This window comes from Alphaproteobacteria bacterium (assembly GCA_019695395.1).
Taxonomy (GTDB): domain Bacteria; phylum Pseudomonadota; class Alphaproteobacteria; order JAEUKQ01; family JAIBAD01; genus JAIBAD01.
The window spans coordinates 34,226-56,392 of the sequence record JAIBAD010000003.1; the positions used below are offsets into that span (position 1 = coordinate 34,226).

The 22,167-nt window shown below is 34.0% G+C and carries 25 protein-coding genes; 4 read left to right on the forward strand and 21 right to left on the reverse strand.

Going from position 1 to position 22,167, the window contains the following annotated elements; genetic code table 11:
* Positions 1-14 precede the first annotated feature (14 nt).
* The 14 genes from K1X44_01115 to K1X44_01180 form a co-directional block, all read right to left on the reverse strand.
* A complete protein-coding gene (locus tag K1X44_01115; GenBank protein ID MBX7145888.1) occupies positions 15-659 on the reverse strand; it encodes a protein-L-isoaspartate(D-aspartate) O-methyltransferase in 645 nt (214 codons plus the stop codon).
* Entirely contained in the window at positions 656-1,438 is a 783-nt protein-coding gene (surE, locus tag K1X44_01120) for a 5'/3'-nucleotidase SurE (protein ID MBX7145889.1), read from the reverse strand. The genes K1X44_01115 and surE overlap by 4 nt, the downstream gene beginning before the upstream one ends.
* Positions 1,431-2,708 (reverse strand): serine--tRNA ligase, encoded by a 1,278-nt coding sequence (gene serS, locus K1X44_01125; GenBank protein MBX7145890.1) that lies wholly within the window; start codon positions 2,706-2,708, stop codon positions 1,431-1,433. The genes surE and serS overlap by 8 nt, the downstream gene beginning before the upstream one ends.
* 33 nt (positions 2,709-2,741) lie before the next feature.
* Positions 2,742-3,527: a twin-arginine translocase subunit TatC gene (gene tatC / locus K1X44_01130; protein ID MBX7145891.1), complete on the reverse strand. Its 786-nt coding sequence runs from the start codon at positions 3,525-3,527 to the stop codon at positions 2,742-2,744.
* Positions 3,528-3,545: 18 nt separating this feature from the next.
* Positions 3,546-3,908, reverse strand: coding sequence for a Sec-independent protein translocase protein TatB (tatB, locus tag K1X44_01135; protein MBX7145892.1), 363 nt, complete (start codon positions 3,906-3,908; stop codon positions 3,546-3,548).
* 18 nt (positions 3,909-3,926) lie between these two features.
* On the reverse strand, positions 3,927-4,130 hold the full coding sequence (tatA, locus tag K1X44_01140; GenBank protein MBX7145893.1) for a twin-arginine translocase TatA/TatE family subunit: 204 nt from the start codon (positions 4,128-4,130) through the stop codon (positions 3,927-3,929).
* 92 nt (positions 4,131-4,222) lie between these two features.
* Positions 4,223-4,864: an SMC-Scp complex subunit ScpB gene (gene scpB, locus K1X44_01145; protein ID MBX7145894.1), complete on the reverse strand. Its 642-nt coding sequence runs from the start codon at positions 4,862-4,864 to the stop codon at positions 4,223-4,225.
* The gene (locus K1X44_01150; protein MBX7145895.1) at positions 4,861-5,661 is read right to left on the reverse strand and encodes a segregation/condensation protein A; all 801 of its coding nucleotides are present in this window, start codon (positions 5,659-5,661) and stop codon (positions 4,861-4,863) included. Before K1X44_01150 ends, scpB begins: the two co-directional genes overlap by 4 nt.
* Positions 5,662-5,665: 4 nt before the next feature.
* Positions 5,666-6,349 carry a site-2 protease family protein gene (locus K1X44_01155; protein ID MBX7145896.1) on the reverse strand — a complete coding sequence of 228 codons (684 nt, stop codon included), beginning with the start codon at positions 6,347-6,349 and terminating at the stop codon, positions 5,666-5,668.
* Positions 6,350-6,375: 26 nt separating this feature from the next.
* Positions 6,376-7,407, reverse strand: coding sequence for a beta-N-acetylhexosaminidase (gene nagZ, locus K1X44_01160; GenBank protein MBX7145897.1), 1,032 nt, complete (start codon positions 7,405-7,407; stop codon positions 6,376-6,378).
* 40 nt (positions 7,408-7,447) lie between these two features.
* Positions 7,448-7,828, reverse strand: coding sequence for a VOC family protein (locus tag K1X44_01165; protein MBX7145898.1), 381 nt, complete (start codon positions 7,826-7,828; stop codon positions 7,448-7,450).
* 206 nt (positions 7,829-8,034) lie between these two features.
* Positions 8,035-9,252, reverse strand: coding sequence for an SPOR domain-containing protein (locus K1X44_01170; protein MBX7145899.1), 1,218 nt, complete (start codon positions 9,250-9,252; stop codon positions 8,035-8,037).
* The gene (gene argS / locus K1X44_01175; protein MBX7145900.1) at positions 9,252-11,009 is read right to left on the reverse strand and encodes an arginine--tRNA ligase; all 1,758 of its coding nucleotides are present in this window, start codon (positions 11,007-11,009) and stop codon (positions 9,252-9,254) included. Before argS ends, K1X44_01170 begins: the two co-directional genes overlap by 1 nt.
* Positions 11,010-11,030: 21 nt before the next feature.
* Positions 11,031-12,215, reverse strand: coding sequence for a deoxyguanosinetriphosphate triphosphohydrolase (locus tag K1X44_01180; protein ID MBX7145901.1), 1,185 nt, complete (start codon positions 12,213-12,215; stop codon positions 11,031-11,033).
* Positions 12,216-12,380: 165 nt separating this feature from the next.
* On the opposite strand from K1X44_01180, the gene erpA reads away from it, so the two are divergent.
* The 4 genes from erpA to K1X44_01200 are packed head-to-tail and all read left to right on the forward strand — an operon-like array spanning position 12,381 to position 15,217.
* On the forward strand, positions 12,381-12,734 hold the full coding sequence (gene erpA / locus K1X44_01185) for an iron-sulfur cluster insertion protein ErpA (protein ID MBX7145902.1): 354 nt from the start codon (positions 12,381-12,383) through the stop codon (positions 12,732-12,734).
* A gap of 7 nt (positions 12,735-12,741) precedes the next feature.
* A complete protein-coding gene (gene xth, locus K1X44_01190) occupies positions 12,742-13,539 on the forward strand; it encodes an exodeoxyribonuclease III (protein ID MBX7145903.1) in 798 nt (265 codons plus the stop codon).
* Positions 13,540-13,557: 18 nt separating this feature from the next.
* Positions 13,558-14,718, forward strand: a complete 1,161-nt coding sequence (locus K1X44_01195; GenBank protein MBX7145904.1) for a bifunctional 2-C-methyl-D-erythritol 4-phosphate cytidylyltransferase/2-C-methyl-D-erythritol 2,4-cyclodiphosphate synthase — start codon at positions 13,558-13,560, stop codon at positions 14,716-14,718.
* A gap of 10 nt (positions 14,719-14,728) precedes the next feature.
* On the forward strand, positions 14,729-15,217 hold the full coding sequence (locus K1X44_01200; protein ID MBX7145905.1) for a CinA family protein: 489 nt from the start codon (positions 14,729-14,731) through the stop codon (positions 15,215-15,217).
* An 8-nt stretch (positions 15,218-15,225) separates the two neighbouring features.
* On the opposite strand, the gene K1X44_01205 is transcribed toward K1X44_01200, so the two are convergent.
* The 7 genes from K1X44_01205 to K1X44_01235 all read right to left on the reverse strand — a co-directional run bounded on the left by K1X44_01205 (position 15,226) and on the right by K1X44_01235 (position 22,116).
* On the reverse strand, positions 15,226-15,663 hold the full coding sequence (locus K1X44_01205) for a type II toxin-antitoxin system RatA family toxin (GenBank protein MBX7145906.1): 438 nt from the start codon (positions 15,661-15,663) through the stop codon (positions 15,226-15,228).
* Between the two features lie 25 nt (positions 15,664-15,688).
* Positions 15,689-16,627, reverse strand: coding sequence for a lipoyl synthase (lipA, locus tag K1X44_01210; GenBank protein MBX7145907.1), 939 nt, complete (start codon positions 16,625-16,627; stop codon positions 15,689-15,691).
* 40 nt (positions 16,628-16,667) lie between these two features.
* Positions 16,668-18,068, reverse strand: coding sequence for a dihydrolipoyl dehydrogenase (gene lpdA / locus K1X44_01215; protein ID MBX7145908.1), 1,401 nt, complete (start codon positions 18,066-18,068; stop codon positions 16,668-16,670).
* A gap of 27 nt (positions 18,069-18,095) precedes the next feature.
* The gene (locus tag K1X44_01220) at positions 18,096-19,397 is read right to left on the reverse strand and encodes a pyruvate dehydrogenase complex dihydrolipoamide acetyltransferase (GenBank protein MBX7145909.1); all 1,302 of its coding nucleotides are present in this window, start codon (positions 19,395-19,397) and stop codon (positions 18,096-18,098) included.
* A 12-nt stretch (positions 19,398-19,409) separates the two neighbouring features.
* The gene (locus K1X44_01225) at positions 19,410-20,441 is read right to left on the reverse strand and encodes a pyruvate dehydrogenase complex E1 component subunit beta (protein MBX7145910.1); all 1,032 of its coding nucleotides are present in this window, start codon (positions 20,439-20,441) and stop codon (positions 19,410-19,412) included.
* 31 nt (positions 20,442-20,472) lie between these two features.
* The gene (pdhA, locus tag K1X44_01230) at positions 20,473-21,492 is read right to left on the reverse strand and encodes a pyruvate dehydrogenase (acetyl-transferring) E1 component subunit alpha (GenBank protein ID MBX7145911.1); all 1,020 of its coding nucleotides are present in this window, start codon (positions 21,490-21,492) and stop codon (positions 20,473-20,475) included.
* A gap of 306 nt (positions 21,493-21,798) precedes the next feature.
* The gene (locus tag K1X44_01235; GenBank protein ID MBX7145912.1) at positions 21,799-22,116 is read right to left on the reverse strand and encodes a septum formation initiator family protein; all 318 of its coding nucleotides are present in this window, start codon (positions 22,114-22,116) and stop codon (positions 21,799-21,801) included.
* Positions 22,117-22,167 lie beyond the last annotated feature (51 nt).

The following is a 22,167-nucleotide window of genomic DNA, read 5'->3' on the forward strand; positions in this document are numbered from 1 at the left end:
AATTTAATTCAAAATTAATTATCTTTTGGAAGATTACCTTTAATTAGGGGAACAAATTTAACTGGGCCTATAGATTGATAAACTGGTCCTTGTTCAGTACGTGTTACACGATAAAGTTCTTGTTTGCCACGATGTGATCCTAATGGCAATACCATAATTCCATTAAATACCAATTGATCAAATAAATTATGAGGAAAGTCTGCTGCTGCTGCTGTTATAATGATTCTATCAAATGGTGCATGTTGTATCCAACCTACAGAACCATCTGCATGTTGCATCACAATATTTGAATAGCATAATTTATGCAATCGCTCTTTTGCCTCATTTAACAATGGCAAATAACGTTCGATTGTATAAACTCTTTTAGCAAGGCAAGATAAAACTGCTGTTTGATAGCCAGACCCAGTTCCTATTTCTAAAACCTTATGTTTTTTGTTAAGGGATAATGCTTGAGTCATAGAAGCCACAATTTCTGGCTGACTTAAAGTTTGGCTGTGACCAATCGGCAATGTTTTGTTTTCATAAGCTTGGTCTTGAAATGGCTCAGGTACAAATATTTCGCGAGGTACACGTTCAATTGCAGCCAAAACTGACGTATCGGTAATGCCTGAACGTCGAAGCAACATAATTAAACGAATTTTACGTGCTTCTAAACTCAAGAAAAAATCCCTTTTAATTTTTTCAAACTTAATTCATGAGTTAAATCCAGATGTAAAGGTGTAATAGAAATTGCTTGATCATGAATAGCAGATAAATCTGTATCTGGATCAGCAGATTGATTATTTGTAAAATCCCCGATCCACAAATAAGGTCTACCTAGGGGATCTGTAATTGATGCAACTTGTATCGTTGATGCTCTTCTTCCTTGTCTTACAACACGAATCCCTTTTACATCTTTACTATTACAATTTGGAAAATTAACATTAATTAATGTACTTGGAGACCAATCCATTTGAAATAATTTATTAACAACTATAGGTCCATAATGTTCAGCAACTTGCCAATCTATATTATGTTCTTTATCACGCATTTGACTTAAAGCAATGGATGGTATACCAAGGAGAGCAGATTCCATAGCTGCAGCAATTGTTCCAGAATATGTTATGTCTTCACCTATATTAGTACCGCGGTTAACACCTGATAAAACAATATCGGGTTTTTTGTCACGTAAAATTTGGTTGACTGCAATTAACACACAATCCGTCGGGGTCCCATCAACAAAAAATTGTCGTTCTGCAATTTGACCCACTTGTAACGGTCGTCTTAAAGTTAATGAATGAGCTGCCCCACTTTGTTCAACGGCAGGTGCAACAACCCATACATCTGAACTTAATTGTTCTGCTATTTTACGTAATACTTTAATACCTGGAGCATAGATACCATCGTCATTTGTGACCAATATTCGACAATTCTGTGAATTTTTTAAAGTTTCAGACATGTGAATTAATAACCTTTTTCCCATTCATATAGGGTTGTAAAACAGACGGTATTAATATTGTACCATCTTTTTGTTGATAATTTTCTATAATCGCAATCATAGTACGGCCCACTGCCAAACCAGATCCATTAAGCGTGTGCACAAATCTTGTACCTTTTTCGTTAGCACGTCGAAACCGTGCTTTCATCCTACGGGCTTGGAAATCACCACAATTAGAGCAACTTGAAATTTCCCTATATTCTTTTTGACCAGGTAACCATACTTCAATATCATATGTTTTCTGTGATGCGAAACCCATATCACCTGTACATAAAAGCATGGTACGAAATGGAAGTTCCAATCTTTTTAAAACTTCTTCGGCACAAGTTGTCATACGTTCATGTTCTTTGAATGATTGTTCAGGCTCCACAATACTTACCAATTCAACTTTACTAAATTGATGTTGACGGATCATACCCTTTGTATCTTTACCAGCAGCACCTGCTTCTGAACGAAAACAGGGTGTACAAGCCGTAAAACGCAAAGGTAAATCATCCAAATCCAAAATACTATCCATAACAATATTTGTAAGAGAAATTTCTGCTGTCGAAATAAGCCAGTAATCATCTGTGGTGTGAAATAAATCTTCAGCAAATTTGGGTAATTGACTTGTTCCAAACAAAGCTTCTTCCTTAACAAGTAAAGGAGGAGAAATCTCTAAATAACCAAATTCTTGGGTATGAAGATCTAACATAAATTGTGCCAAAGCTCTTTCTAACTTTGCTAAATCACCTTTTAACAAAACGAAACGGGCTCCCGACATTTTTGCGGCAGCTTGAAAATCCATAAGCTTCAGTTTTTCACCTAAAATATCATGAGTTAATGCAGAAAAATCAAAATCTCTAGGCGTACCTATACGTCGAATTTCCTTATTATCATTTGCATCTAAACCATTAGGAACATCGGCTAAAGGGATATTTGGTATACCCCATAAAATTTGTTGAAGTTGCTTTTCTAAATCGACTGTTTGCTTTTCTAGATTATTTATAGACTCTTTAATTTCTGTTACTTGTTTGGTTAATACACCTATATCCTGCCCTTGATTTTTTAAAATACCTGCTTGTGCTGAAAGTGTATTGCGTTCTTTTTGAAGATTTTGTAAATCATTTTGAATTTTTCTTAAATTTTGATCTAGTGATCCAATTATAGAAGCTTTATTTTCAATTCCTCGCCGCTTCAATGCTTCATCAAAAAATTCTGGATTTTCGCGTACAAGTTTAAGATCAATCATGATCTAATCCCTTTTAAAATATGATTTTCGTTTTTATACAATATTTTTATCATTTTTTATCCTGTTTTTTTGAATAAAATAAGCACACCAAATTGATATTTCGTACAATAAAATTATGGGTATGGCTAGACTAATCTGGCTTATTGGATCTGGAGGTGTGACAATCGCCGCAACAACAAAAATGATAATAATAGCATAGCGCCTTTTTTTAGCTAAAGTTTGCCAGCTTATTAAACCAACTTTAGCCATTAAAACAAGTAAAACAGGTAATTGAAAACATAATCCAAAAGCAAAAATCAATTTCATGACTAAACTTATATACTCACCTACTTTGGCTTCTAATTCTATAGGTAGAGTACCTGTCCCTGCCTTAACTTGAAATCCAAGAAAAAATTGCCAAGCTACAGGTAACAAAATATAATAAAGTACAGAAGCCCCTATTATAAACATGATTGGTGCAGCCATTAAAAAAGGTAAAAATGCCATTTTTTCATGTTTATAAAGGCCAGGTGCAACGAATTTCCACAATTGTGTTGCAAAAATTGGAAAGGATAGACAAGCAGCACCAAAAAACGCAACTTTAAGTTGCGTAAAAAAAACTTCTGTTAAATCTGTATAAATAAAACGACGACCAGTTTCATTTAATAAAATTATAGCTAAAGGTCTTGCTAAAAAATCAAATATATCTTGAGCAAAATGAAAACAAAGAAAAAAAGCTATAAAAAATGCACCACATGAATAAAGCAAACGCTTTCTTAATTCAATCAAATGATCAAGCAATGGCATTACTTTTGTTTGATCTGGATTTTCTTTAACCATCTTATTAATAAAATTCTATTAATTTTCTTTTTTCTTATCCGTATCAGTATTTAACGATGGTGGAGAATATTCAGATTGAATATGGGGTACATGATTATCTTTTTCTTCTTCATCATTGAAATCTGCTGGATCCAAAAAAACTAAATCTTTTTGATCTTTATCTTTTTGCTGAATTAATGAATTAATTTCTTTTTGTGTTTCATCTAATTCAGCTTCATGTAAGATACGTTGGAAACTTGTTTGAAATTCAGATGTTATTTGTTTTGCTTTTCTAAGAAAATATGCCAATTGCTTCATTGCATTTGGTATTTCTTTTGGTCCTAATAATATTAGAGCAACAAAAACTATAACACCTATTTCTGACCATCCAATATCAAACATAACTAACCAATATTTTTATTAGCTCTTATTATCATCCTGGGTATGATCCCGAACAGCTTTATCTTTTTGACCATCCTCTTTTTCTTCTCTTAATCCTCGCTTAAAAGCTGTAATACCTTGGCCTAAATCTTTCATTAATTTAGGAATTTTACCCCCACTTCCAAATAAAATAAGCACGACAATTAAAACAATTAACCAATGCCAAATACTTAAACTTCCCATGAATTTGCTCCTTATATTATTGGATCAATTGATAGACGTTGATATATCCTATTAGAATAAAGGGGGAATAAATTAAAATCTATATATAATTATTAAAAGCTTTCATTTTCTTCATGAGCAAAAGAATCTCCACGTTGCTCTTCTTCAATTTTATGCAAAGAAGGTAATTGAGCATTATTTATACCTAATATAGTTAATGATGATCCTGTCTGCAAAAGACCTGATGCTTTTAATTCATGAATAGAAGGTAAATCATCTTTACCTGTCAATCCAAAATGGTCATAAAATTGTATTGTTGTTCCCCAAATCACTGGTTGACCTAATGTTTCACGCCGACCTTTAGGTTCAATCCAACCAATTTCAAATAACATATCCAAAGTTCCTTTAGATAAAGCAACCCCACGTATTTGTTCAATTTCAGTTTTAGTAACAGGTTGATGATAAGCAATAATAGCCAAAGTTTCTAAAGCTGCTTTAGATAATCGGCGTTGAATAACAATTTCTTCTGTTAAATCCGCAACTAAATCTGGCGCGGTACGCATGGCCCAATATCCATCACGTTCTACAAGATTTACCCCACGAGATGAATAAAAAGACTGCAAGTCGTTTAGAAGTTGATCACATTCATCCTTTAATATTGAAAATCTTTTAACTATATCCGCAGATGATATAGGCTCTGATGATGTAAAAAATAATGCTTCTAATAATCGTAATTTATATAAATGATCTTTCACTTTTCATCCTCATAAGCTTTAATATATATAGGACCAAATACTTGATCTTGTCTTATATGTATTTGGCCTGAACGGGCCATTTCTAAACTTGCCACAAAAGTTGATGCCCAAATTGATCGGCCGTGCAAATCATTTAATAATTTTATTGAAGGCAAAAATTTTGTTAAAGCTTGCCACCCCGTCTGAATGGGTATCATTTTCTTTAAATAATCAAAAGCTTCTTCCATTGAATATAAAGTTAGAGGTTCGATCTCTAAAGAAGGGTGATCATTTTGCCGTTCTATATGTACACAATAAGCCTTTAAAAGATCATAAAGATTATTTTTATATATATAACGTTTTCTTTTTTTTGGTCCTTCTATTATTAATTTGCTGACAAAAAAATGACTGCCTAATTGAGGTCTTTCCATTAATTGCTGGGATACTTTTTGTATAGCTTCCAACCGTTTAAGTTGAAAAGCCAGAGCTTCGGCCAATTGATCAGGTGTAAATTCTTCTTCATCCTTTTGTTCATCCGGTAAAAGCAAGCGGGATTTCAAATATACCAACCATGCAGCCATAACCAAATATTCTGCCGCCAATTCAATTTTAATTGATTTTGCTTTCTCAACAAAAAGAAGAAATTGATTAACAAGGTCAAGAATCGAAATTGTTGTTAAATCAATTTTATGGGTTTTAGCTAGATTCAACAAAGCATCTAATGGCCCTTCATATCCTGCAAGATTAAGAATAAATTGATGATCCGTTATCAAGGGTTTGGGATCTAAAGTACTAGGTGATACGTGCTGATCTGTCATTATGTTATTCTTTATTAAAAACAGTAATATTAAGGGTGTGATCATAAAGAGAACCGACAGGACGTTCTAAAATCCACGCTAAAGGTCGAATATCATAACCCATTTTACTTGCCACAAAAGGTATTAAAAAAACCACACATAATAATAAAGCTATACCCCACTTTTCAAAAAAAAATCTAATTTTATTCAAAGACCAAGGCAAAAGAGCAAATAAAACACGCCCCCCATCCAGTGGTAAAAGTGGAATCATATTAAAAAGAGCTAAAATATAATTCAATTGGATAGATAAGGTTAACATATTAATCCACCATATCGCAAAATTTGATGGAAAAAATGGAGCTGCATTGATCAAAAAGCCTGATAAAATTGCCAATATAATATTGGTTAAAGGTCCAGCCAACGCTACCATAATTGTACCAAATCTATAAGGGTATAGTTTATAAAAATTTACAGGTACAGGTTTTGCAAAACCAAATATGATTCCACCCGCCAAAAATAAAATTATAGGCAAAATAATGGTTCCAAATATATCAATATGGCGCAAAGGATTAAGGGTAATTCGATTTAATCTATAGGCTGTATCATCGCCAAACCAATAAGCAATTAAACCATGGGATGCTTCATGTGCTGTTATAGAGAAAATAACAGGTAAGGCAAAGGCAAAAATATTAAATATATACTCTGCCATATTTAAAATTGCATAATAATATAATCCTATGATGATAAAGACATAAGATTATCAAATTCTTGATCTAACTTTTCAGCAAATTTTACCGGATTTTTTGCAAGTTTCTTTAAACTTTCTTGAAGTCGGATACTGCTTATTTCTGATAATAATGGACACTCGTTCATAATTGCTTTCATTTCATCCATATTACCGTTGCAATGAAGAATAATATCGCAACCTGCTTCAATACTTTTTTTCGTTTTTTCTTCAAATGATCCAGATAAAGCTTTCATAGATAAATCATCAGAAAGCAACAAACCTTGGAACCCTATATATTCTCTAATAATTTTTTGAATAATAATCTTAGATGTTGTAACAGGTTCATTTTGATCTAAAGCTTCAAACATAAGATGGCCTGTCATTGCCCAAGGTACTTCTTGTAAAATTTTAAAAGGTCGAAAATCATATTTTTTTAATTCTTCAATATTTTCTTTAACCATAGGCAAATGATGATGACTATCAACCAAAGCACGCCCATGCCCTGGAATATGTTTCATAATTGGCATAACGCCACAATTCAATAAGGTTTCTGCTTGAACTTTCCCTAATAAAGCTACAGTTTCAGGATCAGAGCCAAAAGAACGGTCGCCAATAACATCACTGGCGCCTGGGAATCTTAAATCAAGAACAGGAGCACAAATAACATTAATTCCCAAAATTAAAACATCCTGGGCCATTAATTGCGTATTTATTTTCAAAGCTTCGCGGGCTAAAGCCTGATTTTGCACATTCATTTTGCTAAAAATTTCAGCTGCAGGTGGATGACGCCAATGAGGGGGACGTAATCTTGCCACCCTTCCACCTTCCTGATCGATTAAAATAGGAACATATCGGTCTGAAACTGTTGCTTTCATTTCTTGAACAAGTTTTTTTACCTGATCAGGATTATCAATATTGCGTGTAAAAATAATAAATCCAAACGGATTATGTTTGTGAAAAAAATCTTTTTCTTGTTCGGTAAGATGATGACCCGAACATCCTAAAATAACTGCTTTAACATTTGAAAAATTATTATTCATTATAAACCAAAATCAATTATAAGAATGGATGATATTCATACTAAGCAGATAAATGACAAACGGCTTCAATTTTATGCCCATCTGGATCAATAATAAAAGCTGCATAATAATTAGCATGATAATTTGGACGTAATCCTGGTTTCCCATTATCTTTGCCACCTGCTGCTAAAGCATTGTGATAAAATTTATCAACAGCTATACGACTATTCGCTTTAAAAGCAATGTGCATAGCTTGTCCAACAATTTCACCTTTTGTCTCTGGTTTAACAATCCAGAAAAAGCGGTCTTCAGGGATCCCATATCCACAAGAATCATCTGGAAATGTCATATATCTCTTTAAGCCCAGCGGTTCTAACACAGCATCATAAAATGCTGTACTGTGCTGTAGATCTTTTACCCCAATTGATAGATGGTCTAGCATTTTATGTCCTATTTTATTCTTACTCATATATATTCTATGCAGGCTTAGTTTATTTTACAACCTTCTTTGCAGAAAGAGAATACTAACTGCAATCTTCTGGTTTTAAAATTGTCGAAGAACATTGTCCTATTCCATGTTTTATTAACCATTTCAATTGTTTCATCTTTACGTGGATAGTTTGAATTCCACCAATCAGTATCTTTCTTTTAACGAGCTAAAATGCAAGCTTGCCCAAGCTGCTTAAGTTTCCCACATAAATTATTTACAGCAGCGGTATCGGCTAAAGGGCCCGCTAATATTCTATAAGTAATACCTTTAGTCGATCCTAGATCAACTTTTTTGATGATTAATGGCAATGATTCTAAATTTTGTTGATACACTTTGCTAATACGAACCATTTCTTTTTGTGCAGCATCAGGTATTTTTAATGATCCCAATTGTGCATAAGACGATCCTTTTAATATAGCTTTAGGCGTATTAACTGAATTAACTACTTTTATTGAAGCTTGAACATCTGGTTGTTTGCTAACTGTTTGAGATTTGGCAGATATTTCTTCAACAGGCGGCGATTGTTCTATAGTCGTTGGGACACTAGTCACTTTAGATGGTTCGCGTGGTGTAATATTAGCTGATGATATATTGTTTTTATTATTTTGTGTTTTTGGCAAAGCACTAGAAACCTGCCCCGGTAATTGCGGAGTTTTCGTTTCCAAAACATTCATATCTCTATTTGCATCAGATGGTTCAATTACTTCTACAGAAGAATTTGATAAAGATACAGGTGGAGTTTCAATAACCTGATTATCTGTGCCAGCAGAAGTTGGAGGCAGAATTGCCTCTTGTTGTGGCGTAGATAATTTTACTGGATCTTGTTTCATACCAGACGCTATCCCAGATGGCGTTGACATGGTAGGGTCAATTTTTTCATATATCTTTTTGTCTTGATCAGGTACGTTCAAACCACCTTCGTTATCTGGTTTGATTTTGACAGGTGTTTTATCAGCCTTAATTAATGGAACATCAGCTTGGGGGGAAGATGCTGAACCAAATAAATTATTCCAAACCATAATCCCAGCCACCATCATCAATAAAAAAGATATTAACCCAGCAAAAATAATGGGGAAACGATGATCCCGAGGTCTTGGCGCAACAGGCCTTGATAAGGGCAATTCCTCATTTCTTGAATAACGATCAAAATTTTGTTTATTTTTTAAAAATTTTTCCTCATTCAATGTTGGAAAATCTTCTCTTGAATATCCATAATTTTGATAATTTCGATAGTTTTGATTTAAAAGATGATCTGAATCTTTTGAAGGGGCTTCTTCTTCAAAATAACGTGGTCCACGTTTATAAGGTCTATGTTGTTGGTCTTCATCCTCACCCTCAGATTCTAGGGGATGATCGTGTCGGTAAATTGATGCCATTAATGCATTTCCTCAATTGCCGTTATTCCCATAACAGCTAATCCATTTTTAATAATTAAAGAAACAGCACGAACTAAAGATAAGCGTGCTTGGGTTAAATTTGGTTGATTATCTAATATAAAACGCATTGTTGTATTATCTTTGCCTTTATTCCATAAAGCATGAAAAGCTGCAGCAACATCAAATAAATAATAGGCTATCCGGTGAGGTTCCTTTGCCAAAGCAGCGGCTTCAACCATTAATGGCCAACTAGCTAAAAGTTTTATTAACATAAGCTCATATTCATCAACTAAAAGATTCACTTCTGATTTGGTAAAAAATGTATCATCTTTTTGCCAATCGTTACCCAATTCTACAGCATGACGAAGAACAGAACAAGCTCTTGCATGCGCATATTGAACATAAAAGACAGGATTATCCTTTGATTGATCCGTTACTTTTTTTAAATCAAAATCTAATTGAGCATCATTTTTTCTTGTTAACATAATAAAACGTATAACATCACTGCCAACTTCTTGGATCACTTCTTTTAAAGTTACAAAAGTTCCTGCCCTTTTTGACATTTTAATTAATTCACCATCTCTTAATAAACGAACCATTTGGCAAAGTTTAATATCAAGATCAACAGTTTTGTCCGTCATAGCTGCAACAGCTGCACCCATACGTTTTACATAACCACCATGATCAGCACCCACAACATCTATAAGCACCTTATGTCCACGCTTAAATTTATCAAAATGATAGGCAATATCTGAGGCAAAATATGTCCAACTTCCGTCAGATTTCTTTAAAGGTCGATCTATCTCATCCCCATATTCGGTTGATTTAAAAAGCATTTGGGGTCTTGGTTCCCAATCTTCCTGATTTTCTCCACCTTTAGGAGGAGGCAATGTACCTGTATAAATTAATTCCTTTTGTTCCAATAATTTAACAACTTCTTCTACTCTACCCGCTTGTATCAATTGGTACTCAGAAACAAAATTATCATGATGTATACCCAATGCACGAAGATCTTCACGAATCATGGACATAATTTCTTTAAGCGCAAAATCTAAAATTACAGGATACCATTGGTCTTCGGGGCTTTTTAACCATTTGGTTCCATCACGTTTGAAAAGCTTTTGTGCCACGTCTTTTAAATAATCCCCAGGATATAAGCCTTCCGGTATCTGGTCTATAATCTCCCCACATGCTTCACGATATCTAAGATAGGTGGAATGGGCCACAGCTTTGACTTGGGCCCCTGCATCATTGATATAATATTCACGTGTCACAGAATATCCTGCTTTTGCTAAAAGGGCTGCTAAAGCATCACCAACGATAGCACCCCTTGCATGTGCAAGATGTAGTGGACCTGTGGGATTTGCCGAAACATATTCAACATTGACAGATATATTATGACCAATTTGACTGGAGCCATAATTAAGCTTTTCTTCTAAAATAGTTCGCAAAGCTGCATGCCAAAATTTATCATGAACCCATAAATTAATAAAACCTGGTCCTGCAATTTCACATTTTTTAATTTCTTCTCTTTTTTGTAAAAGAATTTGAAATTTTTCTGCCAGAACTTTGGGATTAATTTTAAATAACTTACTATAGATAAGTGCAACATTGGTTGTAAGATCACCATGCTTATTATCCTTAGGTGGTTCACTATAAATCTTTGTTTTATCTAAAGGTTCGCTGATACCATAATCTTGGGCTAATTGCTCTAAGAATGAAACCAAAATTAAATTAAAATAAGTAAAAATATGCATAATTTGATTTTATAAAATATTTTAACTGTATAAATCGAAAAAACGTTGATGTTCTTTTAAAGCATAGCGATCTGTCATACCAGCTATGTAATCTGTAACCACTCTGGCCGTTAAAAATGTTTTGGAATGATCACATTTTTTTTGCCAATCTGAAGGTAAACATTCTGGTTTATTAAAGTACAGGTCAAATAAATCTTTAACAACAACTTTCGCTTTGGTACTCATACGATTTACCTTATAATGTCTATACATATGATTAAATAAAAATCTTTTTAAAAGTATTTGATTTTCATTCATTTCTTCAGAAAAATTAATTAAAGATATCTTAGCATTCCTAATATCACTAATTGATAAAGGATTTAGTTGGCTTAATCTATATTTACTTTCATCAATTAAATCTGTCACCATAAGATGAATAAGACGACGAATTAATTCATGAATAAAACGGGCACGTTCGAGATTAGGGTATGTTTTTATAATTTCATCTAATACTTTAGCAATCCAAGGCACTTGATATAAATCTTGGATATCAAATAACCCTGCCCTTAACCCATCATCAAGATCATGATTATTATAGGCTATATCATCAGCTAAAGCAGCAATCTGAGCTTCTAAACTTGGCCATGTATCCAATTCTAGATCTTGTTTTTCTTGGGAATATGCAATGACACTTTTAAAACTTGTATCTGTATAATAAAGAGATAGATTTTTTTGTTCAGTTATTATTGGACCATTATGCTTAACGATACCTTCTAATGTTTCCCAAGTTAAATTTAAGCCATCAAATTCTGCATATTTTTGTTCAAGTTCTGTCACAATACGGAACGTTTGAACATTATGATTAAATCCATCATAAGGTTGCATAACTTCAGCCAACGCTTCTTCCCCTGCATGACCAAAGGGTGAATGGCCAAAATCATGAGCCAAAGCCAATGCTTCTGCTAAATCTTGATTTAAATTTAAAATTTGGCTTATGGTACGCGCAATTTGTGCTACTTCCAAACTATGTGTTAACCTTGTTCGATAATAATCGCCTTCATGATACACAAAAACTTGGGTTTTATACTGAAGACGTCTAAAAGCACCACTATGTATAATACGATCACGGTCCCTTTGGAAAACAGATCGAAAAGAACTTTCGGATTCAGAATATAAGCGACCACGACTATGGTCAGCAAAAGAAGCATAAGATACTAAATTATACACATAAAATACCTTTTAAAATCCATTTCATCGTTTTATTGATTAATTTTCTATATCTTACAAGTATTTGATGATATTTTAATCAAAATAATTTTGACTTTCCTTTATAAAATACTACATACAATATATACCCTTTAGGATTAACCCTAATTTGTTGAATAGAATAATATGGCAATAACTCAACCGAATTTAACAGATTCTTTGACCTTGACACCTGAAGCAAAGGCGCGTCTTTTACTAATGTTACGTCAAGAAATGGATCATAAAGCAAAATTCAGAATCAGCATAACTGGCGGTGGATGTTCTGGGTTCCAATATAATTTTAGTTTTGATTCTGAAGAACATGAAGATGATCTCATTATCAATTTTAATGATGTATCTCTTATTGTCGATCAAACATCATTTGAATTAATTAAAGGTTGTGAAATAGATTTTGTTGAAAATCTTTCCAGTAGTTCCTTTAAAATTAAGAATCCCAATGCTGCCACATCATGTGGATGTGGACATTCCTTTTCTTTGTAAATTAAAAATGACAGAAGTTAAAATAGTAAGTTGGAATGTCAATTCCATCAAAATGCGTTTAATAAATGTTTTAAACTGGCTTCAAAAAAACCCTTGCGATGTCGTTCTTTTGCAAGAAATTAAAACTATAGATGAAAAATTTCCTTTTAGTGAATTCGAAGATCTTGGATATAATATAAAAGTCGTGGGCCAGAAAAGTTATAATGGCGTTTGTATTTTATCCCGCCACCCCATGACAATTGAACAAACAAAATTACCTGGATCTGATCATGATGAACAGGCACGCTATTTAGAAGCTTTAATTGAACCTAAAAATTATTCACCCTTCCGGGTTGCTTCTTTATACGCGCCAAATGGCAATCCTGTTCATAGCGAAAAATTTCCCTATAAAATAACCTGGATGGATCGTTTAATTGTTCATGCAAAAACCCTTCTTTCCTATGAAGAAATTCTAGTTTTAGCTGGTGATTATAATATTATACCTGATGATTGTGATGTTTATGATCCTGTTGCTTGGGCCGACGATGCACTCTTCTGTAAAGAAAGCAAAAATAAGTTTTATGAATTATGTCATCTTGGTTTAACAGATGCCTTACGTTTATTTCATCAAACTGGCATTCATTATAGCTTTTGGGATTATACAGGTGGACATTGGCAAAAAAATGAAGGATTAAGAATAGATCATATGCTTTTATCCCCTTTAGCCACAGATCGTGTTACATCATGTTTTATAGATAAAGAACCACGTGGTTGGGATAAACCATCTGATCATGCTCCCATATGGTGTACACTTAACCTTGCTTAATTATTATTTAAAAGTTTAATGATGAAAATTATTGCTCTTATTGTTGCAGCTGGAACGAGCCAACGTTTTGGGACAAAAATTCCTAAACAATATTCGCTTTTAAACCATAAAAATTTATTGCGTTATAGTGTTGAAACAATGATGACCCATCCTTTAATTGATACAGTTAAGATCGTTATTCATCCTGATCATCAAGATTTATATAAAAAAGCTGTTAAAGGATTAGAGCTTCCCCCACCTATTCTTGGGGGCCACACACGACAAGAATCTGTTTTTAATGGATTAAAAGAAATTGATCCTTCATCTTGTCATTATGTTTTAATTCATGATGCAGCAAGACCATTTATTGATCATCAATTAATTACAGATTTAATTGAAGAAGTTCAAAAAAATAAAGCTGTTATTCCGCTTATACCAGCAACAGATACGCTTAAAAAAATAGAGTCTAATGGGATTATTGATCAAACATTAGACCGAAATTTAATTGGATGCGCCCAAACCCCCCAAGCATTTGAGTATAGAATAATTTTAGAAGCCCATAAGAAAGCATGCCATCTTTCTTTAACTGATGATGCATCCATTGCAGAAGCCGCAAATATCAAAGTTTATACAATTCCTGGTAGAGAGGAAAATTTCAAAGTGACAACATTAAGCGATTTTAAACGTGCTGAAGCAGTCATAAATCATTCTTATGAATATCGTACAGGCCAAGGTTTTGATGTTCATCGTTTTATGCCAGGTGATTTTATTACATTATGTGGCGTCCAGATTCCTTATCATCAAAAACTTGAAGGACATTCTGATGCCGATGTTGGACTACATGCTTTAACCGATGCTTTACTCGCAACCTTAAGTGCCGGCGATATTGGTCACCATTTCCCCCCAAGTGATCCCCAGTGGAAAGGCGCAGATTCAACCATTTTCTTAAAACATGCATCCCAACTTATTTATGAAAAACAAGGCCACATTATCCATATTGATATAACTATTATAGCTGAAGCACCAAAAGTTGGACCCCATCGCCTGACTATGGTTAATAGATTAGCGGATCTCCTACAGCTTTCGACAGATAGAATAAGTATTAAAGCAACCACAACCGAAGGACTGGGTTTTACGGGTAGAAAAGAGGGTATTGCCGCTCAAGCAATAGCTACAGTAAAATTACCTGTCATTCCATAAATATACTAATATGCTATCAATCAAGCTTTTAAAAAAAACAGCTGAACTTTTGTCTTTATGCCAATACAAAAAAATCAAAATTGCGACAGCTGAAAGCTGTACAGGTGGCCTACTTGCAGCCCACTTAACAGAAATAGCGGGTGCTTCTTCTGTATTTATACATGGTTTTATTACTTATTCAAATGAAGCTAAAATTAACTTTTTAGATGTTCCTGCTGTCCTACTTAAAAAATATGGCGCTGTAAGTCAACAAGCCGCTTATGCTATGGCTCACGGGTGTATAAAAAAAACCCAGACCGATTTAGTCATTTCAGTTACAGGTATTGCAGGTCCAGATGGTGGTTCAGACCAAAAACCCATTGGTACAGTTTACTTTTGTGGACTTAATTCTATCAATTATAGCATTGAAAAACACTATATATTTAAAGGTAACCGCACCGATATAAGATTAAATGCTGTCAAAGAAGCGCTTGAAATTTTATACAATTTAGCAAAATAAGAGATTAATTATTTTCCATAAAGATGATGTGCTCTATTTTCAAAAGCAGAAACCATTTTTTTTACGGCTTCATCAAATAACAAACCCATTAATTTTTCTAAAATTAATGATTTAAATTTAAATTCAACAAAAAAATCAATTTCTGTCTCATTGACATTATGATTTTTAAATATCCAATAATTATGTAAATATTGAAATGGACCATTAATATAGCTTACTTCAATTTTTAGATTATCATGATCATAGTTTACATGACTGGTAAATTTTTCACGAAACATACGGAATCCAATCACAAGATCAGCAATAATTTTGTTATTTGTTTTTTCACGTATAATAGCAGCCAAACACCAAGGTAAAAATTCAGGATAACGTTCTATATCTAAAACAAGATTAAAAAGCTGTTCTGGTTTATAGGGTAAAAAACGACTTTCTTGGTGGCGATGCATAATATATTCAAAATTTGTAACTAGTTTAGTTTGCCAAGAATTTTTCTAATTTTGCTTGTTTAAGTTTTAAAAAATCTTCTCCAGCATGATGAGATGATCTCGTTAAAGGAGACGCAGATACCATTAAAAAACCCTTACCATATGCCATTTGCTGATAGCTTAAAAATTCATCAGGTGTAACAAATTGATCAATAGGCGCATGTTTGGGTGTTGGTTGCAAATATTGGCCTATAGTTAAAAAATCAACATCTGCTATTCTTAAATCATCCATAACTTGATAAATTTCTTCCTTTTCTTCGCCTAATCCTACCATCAAACCAGATTTAGTAAAAAGTGTAGAATCTAATTGTTTAACTTTTGCTAATACTTGTAAAGAATTAAAATAACGCGCACCAGGTCTGATTTTAGGATATAATCTTGGCACCGTTTCAAGATTATGATTAAAAACATCAGGCTTAGCTTCAACAATTTTTTCTACTGCTTTTTCTTTGCGTAAAAAATCGGGAGTTAAGACTTCAATCGTAGTTTTAGGATTAAGTTTTCTTATTTCTTTTATAACTTGGGCAAAATGGCCAGCACCACCATCGTCTAAATCATCACGATCAACTGATGTAATAACTACATGATTGAGTTCTAATTTTTGAACAGCTATTGCAACATGCTCAGGTTCATGTGGATCAAGCTGATCAGGCTTTCCTGTCGCCACATTACAAAAAGCACAAGCTCGTGTGCAGACACTACCTAAAATCATAAAAGTAGCATGTTTTTGCTTCCAACATTCTCCAATATTTGGACATGCTGCTTCTTCACATACTGTATGAAGATTATACTGACGTACCAAATCCCTGGTATTTTGATATTCTTTTGATAAAGGCGCTTTCACACGTAACCATTCAGGTTTACGTAAAGGACTTGTCGTTGGATTAGATTGTTTTTCAGGATGGCGTATAGGTGATACTGGCATATGGATTTAAAACTCTACAAACACATAATATCATAATTTATTATATATGAATAGCTTGATCATAAGCATCTAAAACAGCTTCATGCATCATTTCTGATAAAGTGGGATGTGGAAAAATTGTCTGCATAAGTTCAGCTTCGGTTGTCTCTAAAGTTTTGGCAACTGTATAACCTTGAATTAATTCTGTGACCTCGGCACCAATCATGTGGGCACCCAATAATTCACCTGTTTTTTCATCAAAAATTGTTTTTACTAAACCTTCAGTCTCACCCAAAGCGATAGCTTTTCCATTTCCTACATAGGGAAATTTTCCAACTTTAATTTTATACCCTGCTTTTAATGCAGATTTTTCTGTCATTCCAACGCTGGCAATTTGAGGGATAGAATAAGTGCAACCTGGTATTAAATTCATATCAAGGGGATGTAAATTTTTTATTCCAGCTATATATTCAACACACAACACTGCTTCATGACTAGCTTTATGGGCTAACCACGGTGCACCAGCCACATCCCCAATGGCATAAATACCCTTTTCTGCGGTTTGGCAAAATTTATCAACTTCAATATGATTATTAGCAATTTTTACTTTAGTATGTTCTAATCCCAAATCTTCAACATTACCAACAATACCAACAGCCATAATGACCTTTTCAACAATTAATTCTACAGTTTTACCCTGATTATCTATAACAGCTGTTATATTATGTCCTGATTTTTTTAAATTTTTTAATGATGCGTTCGTCATTATTTTAATACTCTGCTTTTCAAAAGTTTTACGCGCCAACTGGGCTATTTCTTCATCTTCAACAGGTAAAATTTGGGGGGCAATTTCAACGACAGTAACATCCACACCAAAGGTACGATAAAAACTGGCAAATTCTATGCCAATAGCACCACTACCTACAATCAACATTGATTTTGGTAATGTCAAAGGAAGTAATGCTTCTTTATACGTCCAAACTTGTTTTCCATCTGGTTCTATGCCGGGTAAAATCCTGGGTCTTGCCCCTGTTGCAATAATAATATGGGATGCTGTAACTTCAGCAATTTGGTCTTTTTTATTAAAAACAGCGATTTTACTTGATGATTGAAATTTTGCATGACCATCAATAATTTGTACTTTGTTTTTTTTAAGAAGATGCTTAACACCCATTGACAAACGCTCGGCTACTTTACGGCTTCGGGCAACAATTTTATTCATATCAAAGCTTTGCTGCTTGATTACAAACCCATAATCTTCCGCATGATTAAAAAGATGTTGAATTTCAGCAGAACGTAATAACGCTTTGGTTGGAATACATCCCCAATTCAAACAAATACCCCCAAGATGTTCTTTTTCTATTAATCCAACCTTCATCCCCAATTGTGCGGCACGAATAGCTGCAACGTAACCACCGGGACCACCACCAATAACCACTAAATCAAAAATTATCTTATCCATAAAATTTTACCTTTTATCTAACATTTTTTAAAGCATTAATATTAATGGGTCTTCTATTAATTTTTTAAAGGCTGCAAAAAACTCGGCACCTACAGCACCATCAATCACACGGTGATCAACGGATAATGTACAGCTCATTTGTGTGGCAATGCTTAAAGCCCCTGCTTTTACAACAGGGCGCTGTTCACCCATACCAACAGCCAAGATAGCACCTTGAGGTGGGTTAATAATCGCAGAAAATTCTCTAATCCCATACATACCTAAATTTGATAAAGAAAATGTTCCGCCCTGAAATTCTTCTGGTTTCAATTTACCTTCACGTGCGCGGTTAGCTAGATCTTTCATTTCCTGGGATATTGTACCTAAACCTTTTGAACCCGCATTTTTTATAATGGGAGTAATTAATCCACCTGGTATAGCAACTGCAACAGCAATATCAGCTCTTTGATAGAGATGCACCGCTTCATCTGTCCAACTTGCATTAGCTTCTGGAACTTTATGTAAAGCCAAAGCTGCAGCTTTGATAATAAAATCATTCACAGAAAGCTTTAATTCCGCACGCGTATTTAATTCCGCACGCAATTTAAGCAACGCATCTAAATCACAATCTATTTTAAGATAAAAATGGGGTGCTTCTTGTTTTGCCTGTAAAAGACGTCTGGCAATAATTTTGCGCATCGCTGTGTGAGGTATCTCTTTATAAGGTGGATAGTCCAATTGATTTACTATACCCTTAACTTCGGGTTTAGAGTTAGATTGCGTTTGGGTAATGTTACCACCATCAACTCCGAGATGTTTTTCAACATCCGCTTTCACGATACGTCCATTTGGACCTGTCCCTATTACTGTTGTTAAATCAATATTAGAATTTTGGGCAATTCGTTTAGCAAGGGGACTAATAAAAGTACGATACTTTGAATCCTGATCAGAAATTAGTTTTGGTTGAACAGTCGTATTAGAAACATTATTTTGTGCTACGGCTTTTTTATCTTGGCCACTACTTTCTTTTGCATCAAGGGATTTAGCTTTTTCAGTTTTTACTGAATTAGAAGAATTGATGTCTTTATCCAAAGCCGATTTATCTTCACCTTCTTCTAATAATAAAGCTATAACTTGATTAACAGGTACAGCTTGCGTTCCTTCTGGTATAAGAATTTTTCCCAAAATACCTTCATCTGCAGCCTCTACTTCCATGGTAGCTTTGTCTGTTTCTATTTCTGCTAACACATCACCCGATTTAACTTGATCACCTTCTTTTTTATGCCATGTTACAAGATTACCTTCGGTCATTGTAGGTGATAAAGCAGGCATTAAAATTTTAATCGTCATAATAAAAAATCCTTATGAGGCAGTTGGATTATAGTAACAAACTTGTTGAACAGCCTTAACAATAGATGCAACGTCAGGCAAAGCCAGTTTTTCTAAATTTGCAGCATAAGGTAAAGGCACATCAACACCAGCCACTCTCATAACTGGTGCATCCAGCCAATCAAAAGCTTGTTCTGTAACCACAGCTGACAATTCAGACCCTATACCTGCTACTGGCCACCCTTCTTCAACAGTAACTAACCGATTAGTTTTTTGAACAGATTTAATAATCGTTGGGTAATCAAGAGGGCGAAGTGTACGTAAATCAATAACCTCACAATCAATATTTTGTGTTTTTAATTGTTCTGCTGCTTGTAAGGCTAACCCAACTGGGCGAGAGAAAGAAACAATAGTTACATCCCTACCTTGACGCACAATATTTGCTTTACCTATTTCAATAATATGATCTTTATCTACTGGAGCATCAAAACTTTGGCCATATAAAATCTCATTTTCAAGAAAAATAACTGGATTAGGATCACGGATCGCTGATTTTAATAATCCCTTTGCATCTGAAGCTGACCAGGGCGCAATAACCTTGAGACCAGGACAATGTGCATACCAGCTTGCATAGCATTGTGAATGTTGAGCAGCAACCCTACTTGCTGCACCATTTGGTCCACGAAAAACTATGGAACATCCTAATTGACCACCTGACATATACAATGTTTTTGCCGCAGAATTAATAATTTGATCAATAGCCTGCATCGCAAAATTAAATGTCATAAATTCAACAATAGGTTTTAATCCAAAAAAAGCGGCACCCACAGCAAGACCTGCGAACCCTTGTTCCGTAATTGGGGTATCAATGACACGTTTGGGACCAAATTCATCTAGTAATCCTTGACTTACCTTATATGCTCCTTGATATTCTCCAACCTCTTCCCCTAAAAGAAAAACCTTGGGTTCACGGCGCATTTCTTCGGCCATTGCATCACGTAAAGCTTCACGCACAGTGATTTGATTGTTTTCTGTAGAATTTTTGTTTTCAAAATTATTAGACATAATTATTGCTTTTCACATTAAATATTAAAAACTAAGCAGGAATTAAAACATCAGTATAAAGTTCTGAAGGAGCAGGTTCAGGACTTTTTTCAGCAAAATCAGCTGCGTCTGTTACAATATTTCTAATTTCTTTTTCTAAAACCTTAAGTTGCTCTTCATCCGCAAAGCCTTCTTTCAAAAGGATTTCTTTAAAGCGATCAATTGGATCATGTTCTTGACGCATTTTTGTTACCTCTTCCTTTGTCCTATAGCGTCCTGGATCTGACATGGAATGGCCACGATATCGATATGTTATCATTTCTAAAATAAATGGACCTTGGCCTGAACGAGCATAAGCTACAGCTTTCTCTGCTGCCTCTTTTACTAAAAGTATATCCATACCATCAACTTGTAACCCTGGTATACCGTAAACTTCACCTCTTTTATATAAGTCATGTGTAGCAGAGGCACGAGTCACACTCGTCCCCATGCCATATCTATTATTTTCAATAATATAAATAACCGGCAACTTCCATAAAGCTGCCATATTAAAACTTTCATATACTTGACCTTGATTAATAGCCCCATCACCGAGATAGGTTAAGCAAACTCGTCCATCATTAAGATAGTGATGGGCAAAAGCCAAACCAGTTCCTAATGGAATTTGTGCTCCAACAATACCATGGCCACCAAAAAAGTTTTTTTCCCGGCTAAACATATGCATGGATCCACCTTTACCACGTGAATATCCACCCTCTCTCCCTGTAAGTTCTGCCATAACACCACGTGGATCCATACCACATGCCAACATATGACCATGGTCACGATAACTTGTAATAACTGTATCTGTAGGATTGATTGCAGCTTGTACACCTGCAACAACAGCTTCTTGCCCAATATAAAGGTGACAAAATCCGCCTATTAATCCCATTCCATATAATTGGCCAGCTTTTTCTTCAAAACGTCTAATCAATACCATCAATTTATAATAATTTAAATATTCTGCTGAATCTTGGGATTTTAATAAAGAACTGTATGGATGTGTTTTAGCTTTTTTCGATTCTTTTGGCATTTTATTTAAAATCCTCCCTAAGAAATTTCATTTTTGCATTTAAGAATTAAGTATTAAACACACATTTATCATTATGCAAGTGTAAGTAAAACAGAGGAACTATATTTTATTAACTTATTATAAGTTAATAACTTAATATGAGTTAATATTAATGATATGTTATAATATAAATAGCAAATATTTAATAAAAATATCTTATTTTTAACTTAAAAATTAACTAAAATTTTGAAAGTTGCAAAAAACTCATAACAGACCTAAAAAAAATGTATAGTAATTTTAGATAAAATTAATTGGAAAGAATCAACATTATGGGTGGTTATAAATAACCCAATCATTTTTGGTCCCGTAATTTAAAGTTTTTCTTACTTCTTCTTCTAACAAATCGAGATCTAAATTATTTTCATCTGTAATTTTTAAAACTTTCAATTCTAATTTTGCTTTATTTTTTTCTGTTTCTTCCAATAGGCTTTTCGATGTACGAATTTCTTGACGAAGCTGCAACCAACGATGCACACCTCTATCACCTTGAAAAAAATGGTATACAAAATAAATAAGCAAACAAATTGCGATAACAGGAGGCACAATATGTTTAATATGCCGCTTTAATTCATAAATGATGCCCATGTTATTTATACAGCAATTTAAATTAGAACTTGTTACAAATAAATTACTAGG

What these genes read in the sequence shown, in the direction of transcription:
- surE (MBX7145889.1), bottom strand. Translation starts at nt 1,438, where the DNA reads ATGTCTGAAACTTTAAAAAATTCACAGAATTGTCGAATATTGGTCACA.
- serS (MBX7145890.1), bottom strand. Translation starts at nt 2,708, where the DNA reads ATGATTGATCTTAAACTTGTACGCGAAAATCCAGAATTTTTTGATGAA.
- tatC (MBX7145891.1), bottom strand. Translation starts at nt 3,527, where the DNA reads ATGGTTAAAGAAAATCCAGATCAAACAAAAGTAATGCCATTGCTTGAT.
- tatB (MBX7145892.1), bottom strand. Translation starts at nt 3,908, where the DNA reads ATGTTTGATATTGGATGGTCAGAAATAGGTGTTATAGTTTTTGTTGCT.
- tatA (MBX7145893.1), bottom strand. Translation starts at nt 4,130, where the DNA reads ATGGGAAGTTTAAGTATTTGGCATTGGTTAATTGTTTTAATTGTCGTG.
- K1X44_01150 (MBX7145895.1), bottom strand. Translation starts at nt 5,661, where the DNA reads ATGACAGATCAGCACGTATCACCTAGTACTTTAGATCCCAAACCCTTG.
- K1X44_01155 (MBX7145896.1), bottom strand. Translation starts at nt 6,349, where the DNA reads ATGGCAGAGTATATATTTAATATTTTTGCCTTTGCCTTACCTGTTATT.
- nagZ (MBX7145897.1), bottom strand. Translation starts at nt 7,407, where the DNA reads ATGAATAATAATTTTTCAAATGTTAAAGCAGTTATTTTAGGATGTTCG.
- K1X44_01165 (MBX7145898.1), bottom strand. Translation starts at nt 7,828, where the DNA reads ATGCTAGACCATCTATCAATTGGGGTAAAAGATCTACAGCACAGTACA.
- K1X44_01170 (MBX7145899.1), bottom strand. Translation starts at nt 9,252, where the DNA reads ATGGCATCAATTTACCGACACGATCATCCCCTAGAATCTGAGGGTGAG.
- argS (MBX7145900.1), bottom strand. Translation starts at nt 11,009, where the DNA reads ATGCATATTTTTACTTATTTTAATTTAATTTTGGTTTCATTCTTAGAG.
- erpA (MBX7145902.1), top strand. Translation starts at nt 12,381, where the DNA reads ATGGCAATAACTCAACCGAATTTAACAGATTCTTTGACCTTGACACCT.
- xth (MBX7145903.1), top strand. Translation starts at nt 12,742, where the DNA reads ATGACAGAAGTTAAAATAGTAAGTTGGAATGTCAATTCCATCAAAATG.
- K1X44_01195 (MBX7145904.1), top strand. Translation starts at nt 13,558, where the DNA reads ATGATGAAAATTATTGCTCTTATTGTTGCAGCTGGAACGAGCCAACGT.
- K1X44_01200 (MBX7145905.1), top strand. Translation starts at nt 14,729, where the DNA reads ATGCTATCAATCAAGCTTTTAAAAAAAACAGCTGAACTTTTGTCTTTA.
- K1X44_01205 (MBX7145906.1), bottom strand. Translation starts at nt 15,663, where the DNA reads ATGCATCGCCACCAAGAAAGTCGTTTTTTACCCTATAAACCAGAACAG.
- lipA (MBX7145907.1), bottom strand. Translation starts at nt 16,627, where the DNA reads ATGCCAGTATCACCTATACGCCATCCTGAAAAACAATCTAATCCAACG.
- lpdA (MBX7145908.1), bottom strand. Translation starts at nt 18,068, where the DNA reads ATGGATAAGATAATTTTTGATTTAGTGGTTATTGGTGGTGGTCCCGGT.
- K1X44_01220 (MBX7145909.1), bottom strand. Translation starts at nt 19,397, where the DNA reads ATGACGATTAAAATTTTAATGCCTGCTTTATCACCTACAATGACCGAA.
- K1X44_01225 (MBX7145910.1), bottom strand. Translation starts at nt 20,441, where the DNA reads ATGTCTAATAATTTTGAAAACAAAAATTCTACAGAAAACAATCAAATC.
- pdhA (MBX7145911.1), bottom strand. Translation starts at nt 21,492, where the DNA reads ATGCCAAAAGAATCGAAAAAAGCTAAAACACATCCATACAGTTCTTTA.
- K1X44_01235 (MBX7145912.1), bottom strand. Translation starts at nt 22,116, where the DNA reads ATGGGCATCATTTATGAATTAAAGCGGCATATTAAACATATTGTGCCT.